Source organism: Microbacterium sp. P5_E9 (genome assembly GCF_054049175.1).
Genome location: NZ_JBFUMV010000005.1, coordinates 90,616 through 114,706, shown reverse-complemented (window position 1 = coordinate 114,706; position 24,091 = coordinate 90,616). Strand labels below are relative to the sequence as shown.

Annotated in this window: 21 protein-coding genes; 13 read left to right on the top strand and 8 right to left on the bottom strand. The window is 70.4% G+C overall.

The features are described 5' to 3' along the window. Positions 1-95 precede the first annotated feature (95 nt). Entirely contained in the window at positions 96-668 is a 573-nt protein-coding gene (locus tag ACXJ3V_RS09660; protein ID WP_457100080.1) for an SDR family NAD(P)-dependent oxidoreductase, read from the top strand. A 137-nt stretch (positions 669-805) separates the two neighbouring features. On the opposite strand, the gene ACXJ3V_RS09655 is transcribed toward ACXJ3V_RS09660, so the two are convergent. Continuing rightward, positions 806-2,008: an acyl-CoA dehydrogenase family protein gene (locus tag ACXJ3V_RS09655; RefSeq protein WP_457100079.1), complete on the bottom strand. Its 1,203-nt coding sequence runs from the start codon at positions 2,006-2,008 to the stop codon at positions 806-808. Further along, on the bottom strand, positions 2,008-3,042 hold the full coding sequence (locus ACXJ3V_RS09650; protein WP_457100078.1) for a phosphotransferase family protein: 1,035 nt from the start codon (positions 3,040-3,042) through the stop codon (positions 2,008-2,010). Before ACXJ3V_RS09650 ends, ACXJ3V_RS09655 begins: the two co-directional genes overlap by 1 nt. Before the next feature lie 298 nt (positions 3,043-3,340). Here ACXJ3V_RS09650 and ACXJ3V_RS09645 point away from each other — a divergent pair, with 298 nt between their 5' ends. Then, on the top strand, positions 3,341-3,769 hold the full coding sequence (locus ACXJ3V_RS09645; protein WP_457100077.1) for a VOC family protein: 429 nt from the start codon (positions 3,341-3,343) through the stop codon (positions 3,767-3,769). Between the two features lie 3 nt (positions 3,770-3,772). Here the strand turns inward: ACXJ3V_RS09645 and ACXJ3V_RS09640 are convergent, their stop codons facing one another. From ACXJ3V_RS09640 to ACXJ3V_RS09630, 3 genes are read right to left on the bottom strand one after another with little or no spacing between them, the layout of a single operon-like run. After that, positions 3,773-4,186 carry an acyl-CoA thioesterase gene (locus tag ACXJ3V_RS09640; protein WP_457100076.1) on the bottom strand — a complete coding sequence of 138 codons (414 nt, stop codon included), beginning with the start codon at positions 4,184-4,186 and terminating at the stop codon, positions 3,773-3,775. Positions 4,187-4,196: 10 nt separating this feature from the next. Further along, positions 4,197-5,312: an alcohol dehydrogenase catalytic domain-containing protein gene (locus ACXJ3V_RS09635; protein ID WP_457100075.1), complete on the bottom strand. Its 1,116-nt coding sequence runs from the start codon at positions 5,310-5,312 to the stop codon at positions 4,197-4,199. A 14-nt stretch (positions 5,313-5,326) separates the two neighbouring features. Beyond that, positions 5,327-5,998, bottom strand: coding sequence for a TetR/AcrR family transcriptional regulator (locus tag ACXJ3V_RS09630; RefSeq protein WP_457100074.1), 672 nt, complete (start codon positions 5,996-5,998; stop codon positions 5,327-5,329). A 176-nt stretch (positions 5,999-6,174) separates the two neighbouring features. Between ACXJ3V_RS09630 and sucC the strand changes: the two genes are divergently transcribed. Together sucC and sucD are read left to right on the top strand one after the other, a co-directional pair. Further along, positions 6,175-7,338 (top strand): ADP-forming succinate--CoA ligase subunit beta, encoded by a 1,164-nt coding sequence (gene sucC, locus ACXJ3V_RS09625; protein ID WP_457100073.1) that lies wholly within the window; start codon positions 6,175-6,177, stop codon positions 7,336-7,338. Positions 7,339-7,352: 14 nt separating this feature from the next. Then, a complete protein-coding gene (gene sucD, locus ACXJ3V_RS09620; RefSeq protein WP_457100072.1) occupies positions 7,353-8,255 on the top strand; it encodes a succinate--CoA ligase subunit alpha in 903 nt (300 codons plus the stop codon). Positions 8,256-8,344: 89 nt separating this feature from the next. On the opposite strand, the gene ACXJ3V_RS09615 is transcribed toward sucD, so the two are convergent. Continuing rightward, positions 8,345-8,563, bottom strand: a complete 219-nt coding sequence (locus ACXJ3V_RS09615) for a tautomerase family protein (RefSeq protein ID WP_457100071.1) — start codon at positions 8,561-8,563, stop codon at positions 8,345-8,347. Between the two features lie 93 nt (positions 8,564-8,656). On the opposite strand from ACXJ3V_RS09615, the gene ACXJ3V_RS09610 reads away from it, so the two are divergent. Continuing rightward, positions 8,657-9,097 (top strand): nitroreductase family deazaflavin-dependent oxidoreductase, encoded by a 441-nt coding sequence (locus ACXJ3V_RS09610; protein ID WP_457100070.1) that lies wholly within the window; start codon positions 8,657-8,659, stop codon positions 9,095-9,097. A 46-nt stretch (positions 9,098-9,143) separates the two neighbouring features. Here the strand turns inward: ACXJ3V_RS09610 and ACXJ3V_RS09605 are convergent, their stop codons facing one another. Continuing rightward, positions 9,144-10,610: an NCS2 family permease gene (locus ACXJ3V_RS09605; protein WP_457100069.1), complete on the bottom strand. Its 1,467-nt coding sequence runs from the start codon at positions 10,608-10,610 to the stop codon at positions 9,144-9,146. A gap of 110 nt (positions 10,611-10,720) precedes the next feature. On the opposite strand from ACXJ3V_RS09605, the gene ACXJ3V_RS09600 reads away from it, so the two are divergent. The 7 genes from ACXJ3V_RS09600 to ACXJ3V_RS09570 all read left to right on the top strand — a co-directional run bounded on the left by ACXJ3V_RS09600 (position 10,721) and on the right by ACXJ3V_RS09570 (position 20,977). Next, positions 10,721-12,475: a cell division protein PerM gene (locus ACXJ3V_RS09600; protein WP_457100068.1), complete on the top strand. Its 1,755-nt coding sequence runs from the start codon at positions 10,721-10,723 to the stop codon at positions 12,473-12,475. A 72-nt stretch (positions 12,476-12,547) separates the two neighbouring features. Further along, positions 12,548-13,138 carry a phosphoribosylglycinamide formyltransferase gene (gene purN, locus ACXJ3V_RS09595; protein ID WP_457100067.1) on the top strand — a complete coding sequence of 197 codons (591 nt, stop codon included), beginning with the start codon at positions 12,548-12,550 and terminating at the stop codon, positions 13,136-13,138. A gap of 31 nt (positions 13,139-13,169) precedes the next feature. Then, positions 13,170-14,777: a bifunctional phosphoribosylaminoimidazolecarboxamide formyltransferase/IMP cyclohydrolase gene (gene purH / locus ACXJ3V_RS09590; RefSeq protein WP_457100066.1), complete on the top strand. Its 1,608-nt coding sequence runs from the start codon at positions 13,170-13,172 to the stop codon at positions 14,775-14,777. Positions 14,778-14,868: 91 nt separating this feature from the next. Then, positions 14,869-16,482 carry a DNA-3-methyladenine glycosylase 2 family protein gene (locus ACXJ3V_RS09585; protein WP_457100065.1) on the top strand — a complete coding sequence of 538 codons (1,614 nt, stop codon included), beginning with the start codon at positions 14,869-14,871 and terminating at the stop codon, positions 16,480-16,482. Then, positions 16,479-16,973, top strand: a complete 495-nt coding sequence (locus tag ACXJ3V_RS09580) for a methylated-DNA--[protein]-cysteine S-methyltransferase (protein ID WP_457100064.1) — start codon at positions 16,479-16,481, stop codon at positions 16,971-16,973. Before ACXJ3V_RS09585 ends, ACXJ3V_RS09580 begins: the two co-directional genes overlap by 4 nt. A 336-nt stretch (positions 16,974-17,309) precedes the next feature. Further along, entirely contained in the window at positions 17,310-19,163 is a 1,854-nt protein-coding gene (locus ACXJ3V_RS09575; protein WP_457100063.1) for an ABC transporter ATP-binding protein, read from the top strand. Continuing rightward, complete coding sequence (locus ACXJ3V_RS09570) at positions 19,160-20,977, top strand: ABC transporter ATP-binding protein (protein WP_457100062.1); 1,818 nt, start codon at positions 19,160-19,162, stop codon at positions 20,975-20,977. Before ACXJ3V_RS09575 ends, ACXJ3V_RS09570 begins: the two co-directional genes overlap by 4 nt. A 270-nt stretch (positions 20,978-21,247) precedes the next feature. Here the strand turns inward: ACXJ3V_RS09570 and ACXJ3V_RS09565 are convergent, their stop codons facing one another. Then, entirely contained in the window at positions 21,248-21,700 is a 453-nt protein-coding gene (locus ACXJ3V_RS09565; RefSeq protein WP_457100061.1) for an N-acetyltransferase family protein, read from the bottom strand. Between the two features lie 145 nt (positions 21,701-21,845). Between ACXJ3V_RS09565 and ACXJ3V_RS09560 the strand changes: the two genes are divergently transcribed. Beyond that, the gene (locus ACXJ3V_RS09560) at positions 21,846-24,065 is read left to right on the top strand and encodes an NADP-dependent isocitrate dehydrogenase (protein WP_457100060.1); all 2,220 of its coding nucleotides are present in this window, start codon (positions 21,846-21,848) and stop codon (positions 24,063-24,065) included. Positions 24,066-24,091: the final 26 nt, after the last annotated feature.

The following is a 24,091-nucleotide window of genomic DNA, read 5'->3' as shown; positions in this document are numbered from 1 at the left end:
CGTCCGCGCGCTGCACGGGGCCGGCGCACGCGTGGTCATCGCGGATCTGCTCGACGACGCAGGCGCGGCGCTCGCCGCCGAGTTGGGGGAGCGCCATGTTCGTGCACCTCGATGTCACCGACGAGGGGGAATGGGATGCCGCGGTCCAGGCATCCGTCGCCGCCTTCGGGGCCGTCGACGTGCTGGTGAACAACGCCGGAATCGCCAACGCGGCGCCCATCGAGCACTTCACGCTGCAGAAGTGGAACGCCGTGATCGCGGTCAACCTCACCGGGGTCTTCCTCGGCTGCCGTGCGGTGGTGCCGCAGATGAAGGCGCAGGGCCGCGGCTCGATCATCAACATCTCTTCGGTCGAGGGAATGCGCGGCAGTCCTGGGCTGCACGGCTACACCGCGGCGAAGTTCGGGGTCCGCGGGCTGACCCAGGGGCTCGCCGTGGAGCTCCGGCCGAGCGGCATCCGGGTGAACTCCGTGCATCCGGGCCTGATCCTCACCGACATGACGACCCGCATCGACCCCGCGCACCTCGACATCCCCCTCGGTCGCCCCGGGCTCCCCGGCGACGTCGCCGGGACTATCGTGTTCCTCGCCTCGGATGCCTCCGCGTTCACCAGCGGCGCGGAGTTCGTGGTCGACGGCGGCATGATCTCCGGCATCCCGCACCGGTAGCCAGCGGCCCGGCCGGGCCGCGGCATCCGTCCCATTCGACTCGCCCAGGCGAGGAGATTCGCAGTACTGAGGATCGTCGGCGCGGAATCGTCCTCGGAACTGCGAATCTCCTCAGCTGGCGAACTCGCAGCCGGGAGTCAGCGGCGCAGCTCGGCGCGGCCGAGGCTCGAGAGGTGCACCTCGTCGGGGCCGTCCGCGATGCGCAGCGACCGGATCCCCGCGTACAGCTCGGCCAGCGGGGTGTCGGACGACACCCCGGCGGCGCCGTGCACCTGGATCGCGCGGTCGATGATCGTCTGCACGGCGCGGGGGACCGCGATCTTGATCGCCTGGATCTCGGTCATCGCCATGCGGTTGCCGACGGTGTCCATGAGCCACGCGGTCTTGAGGACCAGCAGGCGCAGCGCCTCGAGCTGGATGCGGGACTCCGCAGCCCACTCGCGGATGACGCCCTGCTCAGCCAGCGACCGGCCGAAGGCGTGCCGCTCGTTCGCCCGCGCGCGCACGAGCGCCAGCGCGCGCTCGCCCATGCCGAGGGCGCGCATGCAGTGGTGGATGCGCCCCGGMCCGAGSCGGSCCTGCGCGATCKCGAAGCCGGAGCCCTCGGCGCCGATGAGGTTCGCCGCGGGCACCCGCACATCATCGAACGCGATCTCGGCATGGCCGCCGTGGTCGCGGTCGTCATAGCCGAAGACGCTCAGCGGACGGACGATCCGCACGCCCGGGGTGTCGCGCGGCACGAGGATCATCGACTGCTGCCGGTGCCGCTCGGCCTCCGGATCGGTCTTGCCCATGACGATGAAGATCGCGGCATCCGGATTCATCGCGCCCGTCGACCACCACTTGCGGCCCGACACGATGAAGTCGTCGCCGTCGCGACGGATGCGGGTGCCGATGTTGGTCGCGTCGGATGAGGCGGTGTCGGGCTCGGTCATGCAGAACGAGGAGCGGATATCGGCGCGCAGCAGAGGAGCGAGCCACTGCTCCTTCTGCTCGGGTGTGCCGAAGTCGCTGAGCACCTCCATGTTTCCGGTGTCGGGAGCTGCGCAGTTGAAGGATGCCGGGGCCAGCCGGGGACTCCATCCGGTGACCTCGGCGACCGGTGCGTACTGCAGGTTCGTGAGTCCCGCGCCATGCTCACCGGGCAGGAAGAGGTTCCAGAGGCCCTGTGCGCGCGCCTTTGCCTGCAGGTCGCGCACGATCGGCCGCACGTCCCAGTCCGCGGGAGAGCCGGCGAGCTGAGCGTCCAGCACCGGCTCTGCAGGCAGTACATGCTCGTCGAGGAATGTACGGGCACGTTCGGTGATTTCGCGGGCGCGATCGTCGGGGGCGAAGTCCATCAGCGCACCTCGAGTCCTTTCCGGGCGAGCGGCTCGACGAGCCCGCCCATCCGATCGAAGCCTTCGCCGACGGTGTCGCCGGCCTGATAGCGGAAGTGGATCCCCTCGAGGATCACGGCCAGCTTGTACGCAGCGAACGCGCGGTACCAGCGGAGATCCGGGATGCCGATGTCGGCGCGCTGCGCATAGACCTCGACCAGTTCATCGAAGGACGGGTACCCGGCAGCAGGATCGACGGCGCTCGTGACAGCGGCGGCACCCCCGGGGATGTCCGCGATGTCCCAGTACAGCGCGAAGATGCCGAGGTCGACGAAGGGGTCGCCCAGGGTCGCCATCTCCCAGTCCAGGATTGCCGAGATGTGCGGCTGGTCGGCCGCGCCGACGACGAGCGCGTTGTCGAGGCGGAAGTCCCCGTGCACGATTCCGGCGCGCCCCGAGTCGGGCACGTCTGCTCCCAGGCCGTCTTGCAATTCGTCGAGCAGCGGCGTCGCGCGCGAGCGCGACGCCTCCAGTTGCCGACGCCAGGTGGAGAGCTGGCGAGCCAGGTACCCGACCGGGCGGCCGAAATCCGCCAGACCGACCGCGGCGGGATCGACCGCGTGCAGGTCGGCGAGGTGCCCGACGAGCTCGATGCTGAGGGCGCGCAGGCCGCCCGACGTGAAGGCCGCGTTCTGCGCGGGATGCGCGAGCACCTCACCCGGGGCGCGCTCCATCAGGAAGAACACGGTGCCGGTCACCCGACGCTCCGCCGTGTCATCGACGAGGTCGATCGCGTGCGGCACCGGGACCGGGCTCTGCGCGAGCGCCGAGATCACGCGGTGCTCGCGGCGCATGTCGTGGGCGGTCGAGAGCACGTGCCCGAGCGGGGGGCGTCGCAACACGAGCGGGACGCCAGCGCCATCCACCGCGTAGGTGAGATTGCTCCGGCCGCCCGCGATGACGCTCGCCCGAAGCGGCGCGTCGGCGAGATCGGGGTGGGCGTCGGCGAGCCAGGCGGTGAGGCCGGCCACATCGAGTCCTGGGACGTCGGTCATCGTCGACACGCCTCTCCCTCACCCATCCTCGGGCTCGTGTCTCGGAGCATACCGGATGGTCGGTATGCTCCGAGGCGCCGACTGCCCGCCGCAGGCCGGGGCCGCGGGAGGATGCCGAATCCACCGATTCCGCGCCAGTCCACCGACTTCGGCGCGTCGAACTGTGTGGTCTGGCGCGAAGTGAGTGGTCTCGGCGGGAACGGCCAGCGGCGGGCCCCGGAGCCTGTCGGAGGCGCCACCTATCGTGAGGGTCACGGCGACTCCGCACGGCGGCGCCGCCGAGGAGAGGAGCGAACCCATGGCATCGAAGCTCGGCAACATCACCTTCTACGCGGACGATCCACAAGCCCTCGCGCGCTTCTGGGCCGGAGTGTTCGGCTACCCGCTCGCGGACTGGGAGGAGCCGCTGAAGAGCGAACTCCTCGCGTCCGGCCTGACCGAGGAGGACCTGGCGCATCGCGGTCTCGCCGAAGACCCGGAGGGCGTCGGCCCGCGGCTGTTCTTCCACCACGCGACGGAGCCGAAGGAGGGCCGCAACCGGCTGCACCTCGATATCCAGGCCACCCCAGGGCGCCGCCCGACCCGCGCAGAGCTCGAGGCGGAGAAGGATCGACTCGTGGCGCTCGGCGCCGAGGTCGTGCGCCTCGTCGACCAAGACTGGGGTCCGTGGCCGGAGCTCTACTACCAGCTGCGCGATCCGGACGGCAACGAGTTCTGCCTGCAGTAGGCCCTAGGCGACGAGCTGCTCTTCGATCGCCGAGCGGATCGAGTGCGGCACCGGCGTGGGGCGCCGGTCCGCGGCATCCACGAACACGTGTACGAACCGACCGATCGCGATCGGCTCGCTCTCACCGGAGCGCAGGATGCTGAGGGCCCACGTCACACTTGTCGTTCCGAGGCGCTCGATCCCGATGCCCACTTCGAGCGGCTCGGGGAAGGCCGCCGACACCCGGAACTCGCACGAGGAGGCCACGCACAGGGCGATCGGGGCGTCGCCGAGCGGGTCGAGACCCGCGTGTCGGATCATCCAGGTGTTGACGGCGGTGTCCATCGCCTCGTAGTAGACGGCGTTGTTGAGGTGGCCGTACTGGTCGTTGTCGTTCCAGCGGGTGCCGAACGGGACGCGCACGGGGTAGTCGGGCACAGGGCTCTCCTCAGAACGTGATGAGCTGGCGCAGCTCGCCGCCGGCGGCGAGCCGGTCCATGGCCTCGTCGATGCGCTGGAGCGGGATCCGCGATGAGACCAGTCGCTCCAGCGGCAGGCGGCCGGCGCGCCACAGGTCGACGTAGCGCGGGATGTCGCGACTCGGCACCGCCGACCCCAGGTAGCTGCCGACGACGGTGCGTGCCTCGGCGGTCAGCCGGAGGGGCGACACGCTGGCACGCGCGTCCGGCGCGGGCAGCCCGACCGTGACGGTCGTGMCACCGGGCGCCGTGAGGTCGAGCGCCGTCTCGAAGGCGCGCGCCGATCCCGCCGCCTCGATCACGACGGGAGCACGGATGCCGCGCTCAGCCGCCCCCGCAGGCTCGAAGGCGTCTGCCGCACCGAGTTGCCGCGCGAGCTCGAGCTTCGCGGGGACGGCGTCGACGCCGATGACCTCGTGACCGAGCGCCACCGCGACCAGCAGCGCCGCCATCCCGACGCCGCCGAGGCCCACCACGATGACCCGCGCTCCGGGGTCGGGGCGGCCGGCGTTGATGACGGCTCCGCCGCCGGTCAGCACAGCGCAGCCGAGCAGCGCGGCGATCTCGGGCGGCACGTCCGCGGCGACCGGCACGACCGACGTGCGGCTGACGACCGCGTGCGACGCGAAGGCGCTCACGCCGAGGTGATGGTGCACGTCCTGACCGGAGCCCGCGGCATCCGTCCGATGCAGACGGATGCCACCGCCCACCAKGGTGCCCGCGGTGTTGGCGGCGGTCCCGACCTCGCACGGCAGCCGGCCGTCGGTGCGGCAGCCCGCGCAGCGCCCGCAGCGGGGGAGGAAGGTCATGACGACCCGATCGCCGGGTGCGACATCCGTCACGCCGTCGCCGACCCGCTCCACGATGCCCGCGGCCTCATGACCGAGGAGCATGGGCGTCGGGCGCAGGCGGCTGCCGTCGACGACGCTGAGGTCGGAGTGGCAGACGCCCGCCGCCTCGATGCGCACGAGCAGCTCACCCGCCGAGGGTGGATCCAGCTCGAGCGCGCCGACCGTGAACGGTCGAGACGCGGCGAACGGCGTGGGGGCGTCCGTCCGCTCCAGGACGGCACCGATGATCTGCACGCGAGATCCTGCGCTCAGCCGAGCTGCTCGCTGAGGCGACGAGTGACCTCGGCCGCCGGCATCCGTCGCGGAAAGACGGCCACGACGAGGTCGTCTTCGGCAGCCGCGTCGCCGTCGGGGTGCACGCCGAACCGGCGCAGCACATCGTCGAGGGCGTGACGCAGCACCGAGACGGGCACGCGTTTGGTGCCGCGCAGCAGCTGGCGCAGCACGTGGTTGTGCACGGCGGTCACGAGGGCGGCGAAGCCCACCGCGTCGAGCGGATCGAGTCCGGGCAGAGCGCCGCGCAGATAGTCGTCGAACAGTCGCTCGTAGCGGAACACCGTGACGATCTCGCGCTCGCGCAGCACCGGCACCTCGCGCACCACCGCGTAGCGGCGTCGGGCGAGCTCGGGATCCGCCGTGAACTGCCGGTACACCCAGACGGATGCCTCGCACACGGCCACCCATGGGTTGTCATGGGGCCGCGACAGCTGCGTGCGCAGCTCGGCCAGCAGCAGCTCGTGATCGGCGAAGACGACGTCGTCCTTGCCGCCGAACTGCCGGAAGAACGTCGAGCGCGAGATGCCCGCGGCCTGGGCGATCTGCTCGACGGATGTCGCCTCGAACCCCTGTGTCGCGAACAGCTCGAGAGCCGCGGCCACGACTGCGCGGCGGGGTTCGGTGGCGGGGGCGGTGTCGCTCATGCCGTGAGCCTAATGCGGGCCCGGCCCGGCGCCAGTGGGCGGACAGAGCCCCTGATCGACGGTAGTAGGCTGGTAAATCGGTCGATCTCTCTCGATATCGAGACAACTTTGGCCTTCCCTGAGGGCGTCAGGCCCTCGTCACCCCCTCACGTTCGCCCCAGCGGAGGAATGCACACGTGGATCTGTACGAGTACCAGGCACGAGACCTTTTCGAGAAGTACGAGGTGCCGGTGCTCCCCGGCATCGTCGCGGACACGCCGGAAGAGGTGAGGGCGGCCGCCGAGAAGCTGGGCGGCGTCGTCGTCGTCAAGGCGCAGGTCAAGGCCGGAGGCCGCGGCAAAGCCGGCGGCGTGAAGGTGGCCAAGACCCCCGATGAGGCCTACGAGGCGGCGAAGGCCATCTTCGGCCTCGACATCAAGGGCCACATCGTCAAGCGCGTCATGGTCGCCGGCGGCGCGCGCATCGCCAAGGAGTTCTACTTCTCGGTGCTGCTGGACCGTGCGAACCGCTCCTACCTGAGCCTCTGCTCGGTCGAGGGCGGCATGGAGATCGAGCAGCTCGCGGTCGAGAAGCCGGAGGCGCTCGCGCGCATCCAGGTCGACCCGCTTACCGGCATCGACCAGGCCAAGGCCCTCGAGATCGCCAAGGCCGGCGGCTTCGACGACGAGCTCGCGCCCAAGGTCGCCGACGTCTTCGTCAAGCTCTACGCCGTCTACACCGGCGAGGACGCGACGCTCGTCGAGGTCAACCCGCTGATCCTCTCGGAGGATGGCGAGATCATCGCCCTCGACGGCAAGGTGTCGCTCGACGAGAACGCGGAGTTCCGTCACGCCGGCCACGCGCTGCTCGAAGACAAGGATGCCGCGGACCCGCTCGAGGCCAAGGCCAAGCAGAACGACCTCAACTACGTCAAGCTCGACGGCGAGGTCGGAGTCATCGGCAACGGCGCGGGTCTCGTGATGTCGACGCTCGACGTCGTCGCCTACGCGGGCGAGAACCACGGCGGCGTCAAGCCGGCGAACTTCCTCGACATCGGCGGCGGCGCCTCGGCTGAGGTCATGGCCGCGGGCCTGGACGTCATCCTCGGCGACCCGCAGGTCAAGAGCGTGTTCGTCAACGTCTTCGGCGGCATCACGGCGTGCGACGCCGTCGCCAAGGGCATCGTGGGTGCCCTCGCCGAGCTGGGCGCGACCGCGACCAAGCCGCTCKTCGTGCGGCTCGACGGCAACAAGGTCGAGGAGGGGCGCGCGATCCTCCGCGACGCGAACCACCCGCTCGTCACCCTCGCCGAAACCATGGACGAAGGCGCCGACAAGGCCGCCGAGCTCGCGAACGCGTAAGGACCAAAGCAGACATGTCGATCTTCCTCAATAAGGACTCCAAGGTCATCGTCCAGGGCATCACCGGCGGCGAAGGCACCAAGCACACCGCGCTGATGCTCAAGGCCGGCACCCAGGTCGTCGGCGGCGTGAACGCCCGCAAGGCGGGCACCACGGTGCTGCACACGGATGCCGCGGGCTCCGCCGTCGAACTGCCCGTGTTCGCGTCCGTGGCCGAGGCCATCGCCGCGACCGGCGCGGACGTCTCGATCGCGTTCGTGCCCCCGGCCTTCACGAAGAACGCGATGATCGAGGCCATCGACGCCGAGATCCCGCTGCTCGTCGTGATCACCGAGGGCGTGCCGATCGGCGACACGGCCGATGCCTGGGCCTACGCGCAGTCGAAGGGCAACACGACCCGCATCATCGGGCCGAACTGCCCCGGCATCATCACCCCGGGCGAGTCGCTCGTCGGCATCACGCCGGCGAACATCACCGGCAAGGGCCCGATCGGCCTGGTCTCGAAGTCCGGCACCCTGACGTACCAGATGATGTACGAGCTGCGCGAGATCGGCTTCTCGACGGCCATCGGCATCGGCGGCGACCCGATCATCGGCACGACGCACATCGACGCGCTCGCCGCGTTCGAGGCCGACCCCGAGACCAAGGCGATCGTCATGATCGGCGAGATCGGCGGCGACGCAGAGGAGCGGGCAGCGGACTTCATCAAGGCCAACGTCACCAAGCCGGTCGTCGGCTACGTCGCGGGCTTCACCGCCCCCGAGGGCAAGACGATGGGCCACGCCGGCGCGATCGTCTCTGGCTCCGCAGGCACCGCTCAGGCCAAGAAGGAAGCCCTCGAGGCCGCCGGCGTCAAGGTCGGCAAGACGCCGTCCGAGACCGCCGCTCTCATGCGCGAGATCATCGCGGCACTGTAGCCCTTCGACAGGCTCAGGGACCGATTTTCAAAGGCGGATGCCGCAGCTTCGGCTGCGGCGTCCGCTTTTCGAATGTCGGCTCGAGGAAGTCAGCCCCAGCGCTCGGTCACCGCGCTGCGCGACGCGTCTTCGCTCGCGAGGACGCCGCCGTTCGCGACGAAGTCGGCGGCGACCTCCTCGAACATGATCCGGACGTCCTGCTGCCGGGCGCCGAGCACCTCGACGGCGGAGCGCGTGACCTCCTCGGCGAAGCGCCGGCGCTGCTCGACCGACCGGCCAGGCAGTAGTTCGACCCTGATGTTCGGCATGCGGGCTCCTCTGATGCGACGACGAATCGGCGGGACGTTACGGAGCGTTCAGCGTATCGGCTCGGTCGTTCGGCCCCACGTTAGGGTGAAATCATGCCGCTGACCGGAGAGTACAAACCGTCCACGTCCGACTGGGCACGCAAACAGGCCGAGAAGTTCGAAGCAACCGAAGGCGCGGAGGCGAACCTGCTCCGCGGTGTGCCGATCATCGTGCTGACGAGCGTCGGCGCGAAGAGCGGCGGGCTGCGCAAGACCGCCCTCATGCGCGTCGAGCATGAGGGGCGCTACCTCGTCGTCGCGTCGAAGGGCGGTCATCCCGACCCGCCGGCCTGGTACTGGAACGTCCGCAAGAACGCGCACGTCGAACTGCAGGACGGCGCGGTCAAGCGCGACTACTTCGCGCGCGAGCTGTCCGGCGATGAGCGTGCGGAGTGGTGGGTGCGCGCCACCGCGGTGTGGCCCGACTACGACAGCTACCAGTCCAAGACCGATCGCCTCATCGCGGTGTTCCTGCTGGAGCCGATCGAGGAATGAGAAGACGGGATGCCGCGGCCGCGGCATCCCGTCTCTCGTCCGTGCGTCAGCCGGCGAGCAGCGTCTCGACGGGACCGCGGGCGAAGTAGATCAGGAAGCCCGCCGCGACGATCCACAGCAGCGGGCTGATCTCCTTGGCCTTGCCCGACAGCGACCGGATGATCACCCAGGAGATGAAGCCCGCGCCGATGCCGTTGGCGATCGAGTAGGTCAGCGGCATCACGGTGATCGCGAGGAAGACGGGCAGCAGCACCGAGAACTCCGTGAAGTCGATGAACCGGATCTGCGACATCATCAGCGCACCGACGATCACGAGCGCCGCGGCGGCCACCTCGGAGGGGACGACATACACGAGCGGCGTGAAGAACATCGCGACGAGGAACAGCAGGCCGGTCACGACGTTCGCGAGACCCGTGCGGGCGCCCTCGCCGATGCCGGCGCCGGACTCGATGAAGACCGTGTTCGACGAGGCCGAGGCGTAGCCGCCCGCGACCGCGCCGACGCCCTCGACGATGAGCGCGGACTTGATGCGGGGGAAGTCGCCCTTCTCGTCCGCCAGTCCGGCCTCCTTGGAGAGGCCCGTCATGGTGCCCATCGCGTCGAAGAAGTTCGTGAACACCAGCGTGAACACGAGCATCAGCGCGGCGAGCACGCCGATTCGTTCGAACGAGCCGAACGAGACCTGGCCGATCAGCGACAGGTCGGGCATCTCCACGAGCGACGAGGGCAGCTCGGGCACGCTCAGTCCCCATCCGCCGGGGTTGCTGCCGTCGGGTGYCTTTCCGCCCAGGTGCCAGATCGCCTCGACGATGACGGCGATGACCGTGCCGGTGACGAGGCCGATCAGGATGCCGCCCTTGACCTTGCGCGCCACCAGGACGCCGGTGAGCAGGAGCGTGATGACGAAGATGAGCGTCGGCACGGTCGCGACCGAGCCGGCGACCCCGAGTCCGACGGGCGGTGATGCCTGGCCCGTCGAGGTTACGAAGCCTGCATCGACGAAGCCGATGAACGCGATGAACAGGCCGATGCCGACCGTGATCGCGAGCTTCAGCTGGATCGGCACAGCGGTGAAGATCATGCGGCGCAGCCCGGTGGCGGCGAGGATGACGATGATGAGCCCGTTGATGACGACGAGCCCCATCGCCTCGGGCCAGGTCACGTCACCGACGACGGAGAACGCGAGGAACGAATTGATCCCCAGTCCCGCGGCGAACGCGAAGGGCAGGCGGGTGACGAGGCCGAACAGCACCGTCATCACGCCGGCCGTCAGCGCCGTGACGGCGGCGACCGCGGGGAAGGCGAGGCTGTTGCCCGCGACATCCGTCCCGCCCGACAGAATGATCGGGTTCAGGATGACGATGTAGGCCATCGTCACGAACGTCACGAGGCCACCGCGGACCTCGGCGCCGACCGTCGAACCCCGGCGGGTGATCTCGAAGAACCGATCCAAGCCGTTCTTCGGCTCGGTCGGCTCGGTGGGCTCTGTGGTTGGTGCGGGCGCTGTGCTCATCGGTGACCTCCGCGGAAGACTCTAGGGCAGACTCCCAGGAATCCCTCAGCCGGGGCCTGCGGGCGCGCCCGCGAAGAGCCCGCGATGCCCCTGGGTAGGGTCGATGAGGCATGCACCGACTGACCGTCGCCCTACTCGCCGCGTTCGACGCCGCCATCGCGGCCGCCGCGGGTCTTGCGGCGACCCTCGCGCCGCTCACCCTGCTGTGGGTGTTCGGACTCGGCGACGGGGCCGACTGGGGTGCGCTGTGGCCGACCGGGGCGAAGATCTGGCAGTTCGGGCATCTGGTGCCGATGCACGTCACCCTGCCCGGGGAGTATCTCGCCGCGACCGGCATCGACCCTTCGGCGGGCTCGTTCCCCGTCTCACTCGCGCCGCTCGCCTTCGCCACCTTCACCGCGATCTTCGCGGCGCGCTCCGGCGCGCGGGCGTCGAGTGCGGATGCCTGGATCACCGGTGTGGTGACCGGCAGCGTGGCCTTCACCGCCCTGGGAACGCTGGTCGCGCTGACCTCGCACACGGCGGTGGCCGAGGCGCAGCTCTGGCAGGCGGTGCTGTTTCCCGCCCTGCTGTTCGCGGTGCCCGCACTGCTAGGCGCCGTCGTGACCGAATGGCGCGACGCGGGACGGGGCCTGATCGCCCGGCTGCGCGACCGCTCCGAGGCGCTGCCCGGCGGATGGGCACCTGTGCCGGGGATCACCGTGCGCGCCGCGGCGGCGGCCATCGCCGGGCTGATCGGCCTCGGCGCCCTCGCACTGGGTGTCGCAGTGCTGATCGGAGCCGGCCAGATCGTGGCGCTCTACCAGGCCGGCAACTTCGACCTGCTCGGCGCGATCGTCGTTACCGTCACCCAGTTCGCGTACCTGCCGACCTTCGTGGTGTGGGGGCTCTCCTTCGTCGCGGGACCGGGGTTCGCGCTGGGAGCGGGCACCGCGGTCTCGCCCGCCGGCACCCAGGTGGGCGTGCTGCCCGGCGTGCCGGTGCTCGGGGCGGTCCCGGAGTCCACGACGACCTGGCTCCTGCTGCTGGCACTGCTGCCGATCGGCGTCGGCGCCCTCGCCGGGTGGATCGCCCGTTCCCGGTTCGCCGCCACGGTGCGACCCCCCGCCCCACGCCCCGCCCCGCCCGCGCCGGCGCTGTTCCCGGTCGGTCCGATGGCCTTGCCGGTCGAGACCGGGGCGCTGGACGAGGATCGGCGGACGGCGCTGGTCGGGCTGCTGACACCCGGCGGCGCTGGTTCGACGGCGCGGATCGACTCACCCGAGCCGCCTCCGGAGTCCGCACCGCCCGCGCCGGCGGCCGGGGCCGTCGAGCCGTTCCTGCCCCGGCTCGCCCTCACGGTAGCCATCGCGGTGCTCGCCGCCGGGGCATCCGCTCTGTTCGCCGCCTTCGCCTCAGGGGCACTCGGCCCTGGCCGCCTCGCCGCGGTCGGCCCCCAGCCCGGTCCGGTCGCCCTCGCCGTCGGACTCGAAGTGGCGCTCGGCGCGAGCATCCTGCTCCTCTCCGGTCGTCGTCGCGAGCACGGCAGCGAGGGGCTGTCGGCCGAAGCGCCGGCCGACTCGACGCCCGAGCCGCTTCCCGAGGTCGCCGAACCGCTTCCCGAGCACGCCCCCACGCCCGAGCTCGGGGCGGCTGCCGCGCTGGCGCGCTGGGCTGCGGCCCGGTCAGTGGAGCAGCCGGCTCCGGTCGAGCCCGCGCCCGCTCCGGTGCCCGCCCCCGCGCCCGCCGAGCCTGCGGCTGCGCCGGCGCCGCCGGTCGCCGATCCCGACGCGGACACGGCGCCGATTCCGCTCCCACCGCGGGCAGCGTCGCCGGATCAGGAGAAGTCGCGACATCAGGACGATCCGGACGATTCCAGCCTGTAGTCGCCGAATCACCTGATCCGGCGACACTGTCGGCCGCCGCAGAGCCCGGACACCCGTCAGTAGACTGGACCTGTGCTCACGGTCGCCGTCCTCATCTCCGGCGCCGGGTCGAATCTCCGGGCCCTGCTGGACGCTGCAGCGGACCCCGACTTCCCGGCGCGCATCGTGGTCGTCGGCGCCGATCGCGAGGCCGAGGGGTTCGCGCACGCGGAGGACTACGGCATCCCCTCGTTCCTGGTCCCGTGGCGTGAATTCGACACGCGCGAGGAGTGGGGCGCTGAGCTCGTCGCCCAGCTCGAGGTGTGGCAGCCCGACCTCGTCGTGCTGAGCGGACTGATGCGCCTGCTGCCCTCCGCGGTGGTCGAGACGTGGGCGCCTCGCATCATCAACACCCACCCGGCTTACCTTCCCGAGTTCCCCGGGGCCCACGCGGTCCGCGACGCGATCGCCGCCGACGCGGCGCAGTCCGGCGCGAGCGTCATCATCGTCGACGACGGCGTCGACACCGGTCCGGTGATCGCGCAGGAGCGCGTCCCGGTGCTGCCCGGCGACGACGAGCACACCCTGCACGAGCGCATCAAGCCCGTCGAACGACGTCTGCTGATCGATGTGGTCCGCAGGATCGCGACCGGCGAGCTCGACCTCGCCGCGGCATCCGTCTGATCTTCCCCGACCCGAACCGAGGAGTCCCCCCATGGCCGGCCCGACCCACGACCCCGCCCTGTACCGCGACCGCGATGTCGTCCCCATCCGCCGGGCCCTGGTCTCGGTCAGCGACAAGACCGACCTGCTGCGGCTCGCCGAGGCGCTCGCCGGCGCCGGTGTCGAGATCGTCTCCACGGGCTCGACGGCGTCGAAGATCCGCGAAGCCGGCTACGCGGTGACGGATGTCGCGTCCGTGACAGGCTTCCCCGAGTCGCTCGACGGCCGCGTGAAGACGCTCCACCCGGGGGTGCACGCCGGGCTGCTCGCCGACCTCCGGCTCGAGGATCACGAGCGCCAGCTCGAAGAGCTGCACATCGACCCGTTCGAGCTCGTCGTGGTCAACCTCTACCCGTTCGTCGAGACTGTCGCCTCGGGCGCCGTCGGCGACGATGTGGTGGAGCAGATCGACATCGGCGGACCGGCGATGGTGCGCGCCTCGGCCAAGAACTTCGCCAACGTCGCGATCGTCGTCGCGCCGGAGTCCTACCCGGCGATCATCGAGGCGCTCGGCTCAGGCGGAACGTCCCTCGCACAGCGGCGCGAACTGGCCGCGCGTGCGTTCACGCACACGGCGCAATACGACCGGGCGGTCGCCACCTGGTTCGCCGAGGGCACGCTGAGCGAGGACGAGGACCTCCCGCAGCACCTCACGATCAAGGCGGAGCGCCTCTCCACCCTGCGCTACGGCGAGAACTCGCACCAGCGCGCCGCGATCTACTCGCGCATCGGCGGGCACGGGATCGCGCAGGCGACGCAGCTGCAGGGCAAGGAGATGTCGTACAACAACTACGTCGACGCCGATGCCGCGCTCCGCGCCGCGTTCGACATGGTCAAGCCCGCGGTCGCGATCATCAAGCACGCCAACCCGTGCGGGATCGCCGTCGCGGCCCCGAACGCCCTCGACCCGATCGCCAGCGCCCACCTGCGCGCGCACGAGTGCGATCCGGTCTCGGCGTTCGGCGGGGTCATCGCCGCCAACCGCACCATCACGCTGAAGATGGCCGAGAACCTCCGCGACATCTTCACCGAGGTCATCGTCGCGACCGACTTCGAGCCGGAGGCCCTCGAGGTCTTCGCGCTCAAGAAGAACCTGCGCGTGCTGCAGCTCCCCGCCGACTGGCGCCAGGAGCCGATGGACGTCCGCCTCCTGTCCGGTGGTCTGCTGCTGCAGGACGCCGACCGGTTCCCCGATGAGTTGGAGGTCGTCGCCAAGGACTGGCAGCTCGTGTCCGGCGAGCGCCCCTCCGACGATGAGATGACCAACCTGATCTTCGCCTGGAAGGCCTGCCGCGCCGTCAAGTCGAACGCGATCGTGCTGGCCAAGGGCTCGGCGACGGTGGGCATCGGCATGGGCCAGGTCAACCGCGTGGATTCGTGCCGGCTCGCGGTCGAGCGCGCCGGGGCGCGCGCGGCCGGCTCGGTCGCGGCATCCGATGCCTTCTTCCCGTTCGCGGACGGGCCCCAGGTGCTGATCGACGCCGGCATCTCGACGATCGTGCAGCCCGGTGGTTCGGTGCGCGACGACGAGGTCATCGAGGCGGCGCGGGATGCCGGGGTCACGATGTTCTTCACGGGCGAGCGGCACTTCTTCCACTGAGCCCGGGTGCCGTGCGGGGGTCGCGGGATCGCCGCACCGCCGTGTCCGATTTCCGCGAGCCAGACCTCCTGGCGCGTGTCAGGCTAGGGGCATGAGCACGACCGCACCCCCCGCAGGCATGACCTTCGATGAGCGCTACCGCGTCATCGAATCGCGCGATGTGCGCTTCGACGGGCAGTTCGTCACGGCCGTGCGCTCCACCGGGATCTACTGCCGGCCGAGCTGCCCCGCACGCACGCCGAAGCCGGTGAACGTCACCTTCTACGCGACGAGCGCCGCCGCGCACGAGGCCGGGTATCGGGCGTGCAAGCGCTGTCTTCCCGAGGCGGCGCCCGGGTCGCCGGAGTGGAACCTCCGCGGCGACACGACCGCCCGCGCGATGCGCCTGATCGCCGATGGGGTGGTCGAGCGCGAGGGTGTCCCCGGTCTCGCCCGGCGCCTCGGCTACTCGCCTCGGCACCTCACCCGGCTGCTGACCGCCGAACTCGGCGCAGGGCCGCTCGCCCTCAGCCGTGCGCACCGCGCCCACACCGCCCGCATGCTGCTCGTCGGCACCGACCTGCCGGCGTCCGATGTCGCGTTCTCCGCCGGCTTCGCGAGCGTGCGGCAGTTCAACGACACCGTGCGGGAGGTGTTCGGGATGCCTCCACTCGAGCTGCGCGCCCGGCGCACGGCGACGGGCCGGCCCGCCGAAGCGCCGGCCGGGGCGATCGACCTCGTGCTGCCGCACCGCGGACCGCTCGATGCCGACGGACTGTTCGCGTGGATGGCGGCCAGGGAGATTCCGGGGGTGGAGGTTGCGACGCCGACCTCGTTCGCCCGGACCCTGCGACTTCCTGGCGGTCCGGCGTGGTTCGAGCTGCGCATCGACGAGATCGGCCGGGTGCGCCTGCGGGCACGGCTCGCCGCGCTCAGCGACCTGCCCACGACGGTGGCCCGGGCACGGCGGCTCTTCGACCTGGATGCCGATCCGGTGGCCGTCGACGAGGCGCTGGCGCGGCATCCGGAGCTCTCCGGGCGCGTCGCGCACCTGCCGGGGATCCGCGTGCCCGGCGCCGCCGATCCACACGAGATGCTGATCCGCGCGATGATCGGCCAGCAGATCACGGTGGCCGCCGCGCGCACCGCCCTCACGGCGCTCACCGAGGCGCTGGGCGAGCAGACCGCCGGTGTCGACGGCACCAGCCGGCTCTTCCCCACGATGACGGCCATCGCCGAGCACGGCGGGGAGGTGCTGCGCGGGCCGGCCGCGCGCATCCGGGCCGTCGTCGGGGCAGCGGCCGCGCTCGCCGACGGCACCCTGACGCTGACGCCGGGCGACGACCGCGCCGAGCAGCGCCAGGCGCTGCTGGCCATGCCCGGGATCGGCCCCTGGACCGCCGACTACGTGCGCATGCGCGTGCTCGGCGATCCCGACGTGTTCCTGCCGGGCGACGTCGCCGTGCGCGCCGGCGCCGCGGCCATCGGAATCCCGTCCGATCCGGTGGGGCTGACGGAGTGGGCCGCGCGCACCGGGCCGTGGCGGTCGTACCTCACCGCGCACCTCTGGCGGGCGGTGCCGCCCCGCGGCGTACCCAACTCAGGCTCGGCGGCGACGCGCGAGCCGAGGAACCGCGTAAATCCGGCCCATCGGCCATCCGCAGCAGCGCACCATCCTGAGATCGGTACGCCGCGCCGAGACGAGACCCAGGAGCAGACAGCATGACCGCCAGGATCCAGACCATCGACACCCCGGACGGGGCCTTCACGATCATCGCCGACGACCGCGGCCGCGTGCTCGCCTCCGGCTGGACCGCCGACGCCGAGGCCGCGCGACTGCGCATCCACCCGCGCCTGCGCCCCGAGACGGTCGTCGAGGGGGAGACGGATGCCGCTGCCGCGGTGCGCGCCTACTACGCGGGCGACGTCTCGGCGATCGACGCCGTGGCCGTCGCGCAGGACGGCACCGCGCTGCAGCAGCGCGGCTGGGCCGCACTCCGACGCATCGTGCCCGGCGCCCCGCTCAGCTATGCCGGTTTCGCCGAGGCGCTCGGGCAGCCGAGCGCGGTGCGCGCCGCGGCATCCATCTGCGCCCGCAATGCGCCGGCGCTGTTCGTCCCTTGCCACCGCGTGCTGCGCTCTGACGGGACGCTCGGCGGCTTCGCTTGGGGCCTCGACGTCAAGCGCGCGCTGCTCGCGCGCGAAGCGGCCGCCTGACCGCGACCCCTGCCGAACGCGGAGATTTTTCGGCTTGCATACAGCTGGCTCCCAGGTCTATTCTGGAGGGCTGTCGCGCGTCCGCGCCGCAACCCGTCGATCCGAGGAGGAAGCCATGTACCAGGCAATCATCGCCATCAAGCCGGTCGACTTCGCCCCCACGACGGCGCACCTCGCCGGGGGTCTGCTCTCCTGAGCGCCGTCGCGGATCCGGCATAGCCCGGGCTCCGCGAGCGTTTCCTCCGACAGACCGGTCCGCCGGCCACCTGTGCCATTCGCACGCCCCACCAGTTTTCCGCCGCGAAGCCGCGGCATCCGTCACCCCCTGCAAGGATCATGACTCCCACCCCCTCGCCCCCTCGTCTTTCCACCCTCCGCGCGCTGGCGCGGCTGCTGCCGTTCGCCAAACCGGTGCTGCCGCGCCTGACCATGGGCGCCGTGAGCGCCCTCGGTGCGGCGCTCGTCGCGCTGTCGATCCCGCTCGTGCTGGAGGTCGTCGTCGGCGGTCCGGTCGCGTCGGGCGACCTGGCCCAGATCCTGCTCGGCGCGGGCATCATCCTGGCGCTCGGGCTCGCGGAGGCCGGCCTCGTCTGGGCCCGCCGCTGGTTCGTGCTGACGCCGGCTACCCGTGTCGAGTACGAGCTGCGCACGACCTTCTACCAGCGCCTGCAGCGGCTGCCGGTCTCGTTCCACGACCGGTGGCAGTCCGGGCAGCTGCTGTCGCGGATGATGCAGGACATCAGCCTCATCCGCCGGTGGCTCGCCTTCGGCGTCATCCTCCTCGTCGTCAACATCATCACGATCGGCGTGGGCTCGGTGCTGCTGTTCCGGTGGCACTGGCTGCTCGGGACGATCTTCCTGGCCTGCTCGCTGCCGATCTGGTACGTGGGCTACCGGTTCGAGAAGCGCTACGGCGCGCTGGCGCGCCAGAGCCAGGACCAGGCGGGCGACCTCGCCACCTCCGTCGAAGAGAGCGTCCACGGCATCCGTGTGCTGAAGGCGTTCGGCCGGGGCAAGCACGCCCTGATGAAGTTCACCCAGCAGGCCGAGACACTGCGTGAGACCGAGCTGGGCAAGGCTCGCGCGGTCGGGCTCGTCTGGTTCTGGCTCGTGGTGCTTCCGGACGTCGCGTTCGCGCTCTGCCTGGCGGCGGGCATCGTGCTGAACGTGCTCGGTCAGCTCACCGTGTCGGAGCTGTTCGCGTTCTTCGCGATGGCGACTGTCCTGCGCTGGCCGATGGAGTCGATCGGGTTCCTGTACTCGTTCCTGCTCGATGCGCGCACGGCGACCGACCGCATCTTCGAGGTCTTCGACGAGCAGAACACGATCATCGATGCGGAGACCCCGGTCACGATCGCGGAGCCGCACGGCGCGCTCACCTTCGAGGGTGTGCACTTCCGCTACCCGGATGCCCCGGCTTCGCAGCGCGATCTGCTCAACGGCATCGACCTCGTCCTGCAACCCGGCGAGACGATGGCCCTGGTCGGACTCACGGGGTCGGGCAAGACCACCCTCACCACGCTGCCGACGCGCCTGTACGACGTCACCGCCGGGCGCGTCACCCTCGACGGGGTCGATGTGCGCGACCTGACGCTCGGCGAGCTGCGTTCGCACGTGTCGATGGCCTTCGAGGACGCCACGCTGTTCTCGGCATCCGTCCGTGACAACGTCCTGCTGGGGCGCGATCTCGAACCCGGCAGCGCCGAGGCCGAGGCCGTGCTGCGCGAAGCGCTGGACGTCGCCCAGGCCGGTTTCGTGGACGACCTGCCGGACGGCGTCGACACCGTGATCGGCGAAGAGGGGCTCTCGCTGTCGGGTGGCCAGCGACAGCGCCTCGCGCTCGCTCGCGCCGTGGCGGCCAAGCCCGCCGTGCTCGTGCTCGACGACCCGCTGTCGGCGCTCGACGTCGACACCGAGGCCCTCGTCGAAGAGGCGCTGCGCCGGGTGCTCGCCGACACGACCGCGCTTATCGTCGCGCACCGTCCTTCGACGGTGGCCCTCGCCGACCGGGTGGCGCTGCTCGAGGCCGGTCGCGTGACCGCCGTCGGCACCCACTCCGATCTGCTGCGCACGAGCGAGCACTACCGCTACGTCATCTCCAGCCTCGAGATCGCCGCCCGTGCGGCCGGTGAGTCTGTCGACGGCGAACAACCTGATCTGCGCGAGCGGGAAAGGGAGGTGACCCTGTGACCACGGCAACAGTGTCCGGCACCACGGGCGAAGACCGCTCCGACTACACCAAGGTTGAGAGCAAGCAGATCCGCGCGCGATCGCTGCGCCTGCTCGGGTCGCTCCTGAGCCCGCAGAAGTGGCAGCTCGTGCTGGCCCTGTCGGTGCTCGTCGTTTCGACCGCGCTGCGGGTTCTCGGCCCCGCGCTGATCGCGTATGGCATCGACACGGCGCTTCCGGCTGCGGTCGAAGAAGCGGATTGGATGCCGGCCGCCATGGTCGTCGGCGTCTACCTGATCTCGGCGCTCGGTGGGGCAGCCCTCATCGGCTGGTACGTCGTCGTGGCCGCCCGCCTCACGCAGGCCGTCATGCTCGACCTGCGCAAGCGGATCTTCCTGCACACCCAGCGGCTCAGCCTCGAGTTCCACGAGTCGTACACGTCCGGCCGCATCATCTCGCGCCAGACGAGCGACCTCGACTCGATCCGCGAGCTGCTCGACGGCGGACTCAACGAACTCGTGTCGGGCATCCTCTACGGGGGGTTCACGCTCATCGCGCTCATGCTCCTGGACTGGCAGAGCGGCATGGTGCTCGTCGTCATGGCGCTGCCGCTGTGGCTGCTCATGCGCTGGTTCTACACGCGCTCGCAGCTCGCCTACCGCGAGTCGCGCACCGTCAGCGCGAAGGTCATCGTGCACTTCGTCGAGACGATGACGGGCATCCGCGCCGTCAAGGCGTTCCGCAAGGAGTCGCGCAACGACGAGGAGTTCGGCGAGCTGTCCAGCCAGTACCGTGAGGTCAACCTCCGCTCGATCCGCCTGTTCGGCACGTTCGAGCCCGGCCTCATCGCGGTGGCGGCGTTCTCGACAGCGCTCGTCGTGCTGTGGGGAGGCATCCGCGTCGCCGAAGGCTCGCTCGAGGTCGGCGTTCTGCTCGCCGCGGTGCTGTACGTCCGCAACTTCTTCTCGCCGCTGCAGGAGGTGGCGTTCTTCCTGAACTCCTACCAGTCCGCGACCGCGGCGCTCGAGAAGGTGTCGGGCGTGCTCGAGGAAGAGCCCACCGTCCCCGATCCCACCCGCCCGATCGACCTGTGGAAGGCGCGCGGCGCGCTGCGGTTCGAGGACGTCACCTTCGGGTACAGCGAGGACCGGATCATCCTGCCCGACTTCCGCCTCGACATCCCGGCGGGTCAGACCATCGCACTCGTGGGGACGACCGGCGCCGGCAAGTCGACGCTCGCCAAGCTCGTCTCGCGCTTCTACGACCCCACCAGGGGCCAGGTGACGCTCGACGGCGTCGACCTGCGGTCGCTGCATCCGAAGGATCTGCGTCGGGCGATCGTCATGGTCACCCAGGAGGCGTACCTCTTCAGCGGCACGGTCGCCGACAACATCGCGCTCGGCAAGCCGGATGCGACGCTCGACGAGATCAGGGCCGCCGCACGGGCGGTGGGAGCGGATGCCTTCATCCAGGAGCTCCCGGACGGCTACGGCACTGACGTCAACAAGCGCGGCGGCCGCGTCTCAGCGGGGCAGCGTCAGCTGATCTCGTTCGCGCGGGCGTTCCTCGCCGATCCGGCGGTGCTGATCCTCGACGAGGCGACGGCGTCGCTCGACATCCCGAGCGAGCGGCTCATCCAGGACGCGCTGCAGACCCTGCTCGCCGACCGCACCGCGATCATCATCGCCCACCGGCTCTCCACCGTGGCGATCGCCGACCGGGTGCTCGTGATGGAGCATGGCCGCATCATCGAGGACGACACTCCCGAGACCCTCATCAGCGGCACCGGCAAGTTCGCGCAGCTGCATTCGGCGTGGCGGGAGTCGCTCGTCTGATCGTCTGAGAGCGGATGCCGCGGCCCGGCCACGAGTGCCGGCCGCGGCATCCGCTTCGTCGTCGTTCGCGCTGCCGAAACCGCCACTCGCGGTCATGACTTTCGGGCGCGCGTGGCGGTTTCGACCGCGCGAGCATCGGGGCGTCGGGGCCAGCCGCCTGCACGACAACGATCACCGTCGCGGAGAAAGGCGACGGGGTCTCGATGGGGGAGGGGAATTCGAGGCCCCGCCGCCGGTCTGAATGCCGGCGCCCGGGTGAACGGGCGGCGGCTAGATCCGGATCTCCGCGATGACCTCACCGTATTCGGTCTCACCGACCGCTGTGAAGCCGACGCGCTCGAAGAAGGCCTCCGGCCCGCCCGAACCCGCCTCGTAGATGACGTTCACGTGGCTCATGCCGCGGTCGCGCGCTTCTTCGATGAGCTTCGCGACGGCGAAGCGGCCGACACCGCGGCCCTGATCATCGGCGTCGACGTTGATGCGCCACAGCACCGAACGGAAGTAGTCCTGCGTCGCCTCGAGATCGAAGTTCGCGCTCACGAATCCCACGACGTCGTCGCCGTCGAGCACGACGCGCTGCCACGCCGTGGCGGGATTGGCGACGGTGCCGGCGACGGCATAGGAGATCGGGGCGAGGAACTGCTCCTGACCTGGTTTGAGCGACATGTTGTTGACCGCCACGATCGTGGCGGCGGACAGTTCTACGAGCCGGAGGTCACCCATAGGGCCAGGCTAGTGGCCAAACCCGATATCCGGCACGCTCGAGTATCAGCATTAACGTGGATTTCACATGCCGAAGTATCTCGACATCAAGATACTTTCGCGGTGCGATAGTCTGGCATGACGACCCGAAACGAAAGCAGCGCCGGTGACCGACTCGACCATTTTCTATACCCACACCGATGAGGCGCCGGCTCTGGCGACAGCCTCGTTCCTGCCGATCGTGAAGGCAGTGACGCGCACGGCGGGGGTGGATGTCGAAACCCGCGACATCTCGCTCGCGGGTCGTGTGCTCGCGGCATTCCCGCAGAACCTGACTCCCGAGCAGCAGGTGGGCGACGCGCTCGCCGAGCTCGGGGGCCTCGCCACGCTCCCCGAGGCGAACATCATCAAGCTGCCGAACATCTCGGCCTCGATCCCGCAGCTGAAGGCGGCCATCGCCGAGCTGCAGGCGCAGGGCTTCGACATCCCGGACTACCCGGACGACGCGCAGACGCTCGAAGAGAAGGACGTCCGCGCCCGCTACGACCGCATCAAGGGCTCCGCCGTGAACCCGGTGCTGCGCGAGGGCAACAGCGACCGGCGTGCGCCGCTGTCGGTGAAGAACTACGCGAAGAAGCACCCGCACCGCAACAAGGCCTTCGCCGCCGGGTCGAAGACGCGTGTCGCGACCATGGGTCACGACGACTTCAAGTCCAACGAGCAGTCCGTCGTCATCTCCGCCGACGACGTCCTCACGATCCAGCACGTCGCCGCCGACGGCGCCGTCACCGCGCTGAAGAGCGGTCTCAAGGTGCTGCCCGGCGAGATCCTCGATGCCACGTTCCTCTCGGCCGCCGCGCTCGACGCCTTCCTCGCCGACACGCTCGCCGAGGCCAAGGCCGACGACGTGCTGTACTCGGTGCACCTCAAGGCGACCATGATGAAGGTCAGCGACCCGATCATCTTCGGCCACGTCGTGAAGGCGTTCTTCGCCGACGTGTTCGACACGTACGGCGACAAGATCGCCGAGGCCGGGCTCACCGCGAACGACGGACTCGGCGCGATCCTCGCGGGCCTGCCGTCGGTCGACGGCGGCGCCGAGATCGCGGCCGCGATCACCGCCGACCTCGCCCGCGGCCCTCGGCTCTCGTACACGAACTCCGACAAGGGCATCACGAACCTGCACGTCCCCTCGGACGTCATCGTCGATGCCTCGATGCCGGCGCTGATCCGCAATGGCGGCAAGCTGTGGGGCGTCGACGGCGGCGAGGACGACACGCTCGCCGTCATCCCGGACTCCTCGTACGCGAGCGTCTACCAGACCACCATCGACGACGTGATCGCGCACGGTCCGCTGGATCCGGCCACGATCGGCACCGTCCCGAACGTCGGCCTCATGGCGCAGGCCGCCGAGGAGTACGGCAGCCACGACAAGACCTTCGAGATCGCGTCGGCCGGCACCGTGCAGGTGCTGAACCAGGCGGGCGAGGTGCTCCTCGAGTCCGCCGTCGCACCCGGCGACATCTGGCGCGCCACGCAGACGAAGGATGTCGCGATCCGCGACTGGGTGAAGCTCGCGGTCACCCGTGCCCGCGCGACCGGCTCGCCCGCCGTGTTCTGGCTCGACGAGACCCGTTCGCACGACGCCGCGCTGATCGCCAAGGTGAAGACCTACCTCGCGGAGCACGACACCGAGGGCCTCACCATCGAGATCCTCGCGCCCGCCGCCGCCACCCAGTACTCGCTGGACCGCATCCGCGAGGGCCTCGAGACCATCTCGGTGACCGGCAACGTGCTGCGCGACTACCTCACCGACCTCTTCCCGATCCTCGAGGTCGGCACGAGCGCCAAGATGCTCTCGATCGTTCCGCTGCTCGCCGGCGGCGGACTGTTCGAGACCGGCGCAGGCGGGTCGGCGCCCAAGCACGTGCAGCAGCTGCTCGAGGAGAACTACCTGCGCTGGGACTCGCTCGGCGAGTTCTTCGCGCTCGCCGCCTCGCTTGAGCACCTCGCGACCTTCACCGGCAACGTCAAGGCGCAGGTGCTGGCCGACACGCTGGATGCTGCGACCGGCTCGTTCCTCGAGAACGACAAGTCGCCGGGGCGCGCGCTCGGAACGATCGACAACCGCGGCAGCCACTTCTACCTCGCCCTGTACTGGGTGCAGGAGCTGGCCACGCAGGACGCCGATCCGGAGCTCGCGGCTGTGTTCACGCCGATCGCCGAGACGCTCGCCGCGCGCGAGCAGGAGATCGTCGCCGAGCTCCTCGCCGTGCAGGGCTCGCCGGTCGACATCGGCGGCTACTACCGCCCCGACGCGCAGCTCGTCGAGGCCGTCATGCGCCCGTCCGCGACCTTCAACGAGATCGTCGAYAGTATTTCCTGACCGACACGAAAAGAGGGGACGGATGC

Excerpts from the sequence above, each read along its gene's own strand:
- ACXJ3V_RS09610 (WP_457100070.1), top strand. The coding sequence starts at position 8,657 with ATGCCGCTGACCGGAGAGTACAAACCGTCCACGTCCGACTGGGCACGC.
- ACXJ3V_RS09615 (WP_457100071.1), bottom strand. The coding sequence starts at position 8,563 with ATGCCGAACATCAGGGTCGAACTACTGCCTGGCCGGTCGGTCGAGCAG.
- ACXJ3V_RS09650 (WP_457100078.1), bottom strand. The coding sequence starts at position 3,042 with ATGACCGACGTCCCAGGACTCGATGTGGCCGGCCTCACCGCCTGGCTC.
- ACXJ3V_RS09585 (WP_457100065.1), top strand. The coding sequence starts at position 14,869 with ATGAGCACGACCGCACCCCCCGCAGGCATGACCTTCGATGAGCGCTAC.
- sucD (WP_457100072.1), top strand. The coding sequence starts at position 7,353 with ATGTCGATCTTCCTCAATAAGGACTCCAAGGTCATCGTCCAGGGCATC.
- ACXJ3V_RS09580 (WP_457100064.1), top strand. The coding sequence starts at position 16,479 with ATGACCGCCAGGATCCAGACCATCGACACCCCGGACGGGGCCTTCACG.
- ACXJ3V_RS09565 (WP_457100061.1), bottom strand. The coding sequence starts at position 21,700 with ATGGGTGACCTCCGGCTCGTAGAACTGTCCGCCGCCACGATCGTGGCG.
- ACXJ3V_RS09645 (WP_457100077.1), top strand. The coding sequence starts at position 3,341 with ATGGCATCGAAGCTCGGCAACATCACCTTCTACGCGGACGATCCACAA.
- ACXJ3V_RS09575 (WP_457100063.1), top strand. The coding sequence starts at position 17,310 with ATGACTCCCACCCCCTCGCCCCCTCGTCTTTCCACCCTCCGCGCGCTG.
- purH (WP_457100066.1), top strand. The coding sequence starts at position 13,170 with ATGGCCGGCCCGACCCACGACCCCGCCCTGTACCGCGACCGCGATGTC.
- ACXJ3V_RS09660 (WP_457100080.1), top strand. The coding sequence starts at position 96 with ATGTTCGTGCACCTCGATGTCACCGACGAGGGGGAATGGGATGCCGCG.
- ACXJ3V_RS09600 (WP_457100068.1), top strand. The coding sequence starts at position 10,721 with ATGCACCGACTGACCGTCGCCCTACTCGCCGCGTTCGACGCCGCCATC.
- ACXJ3V_RS09630 (WP_457100074.1), bottom strand. The coding sequence starts at position 5,998 with ATGAGCGACACCGCCCCCGCCACCGAACCCCGCCGCGCAGTCGTGGCC.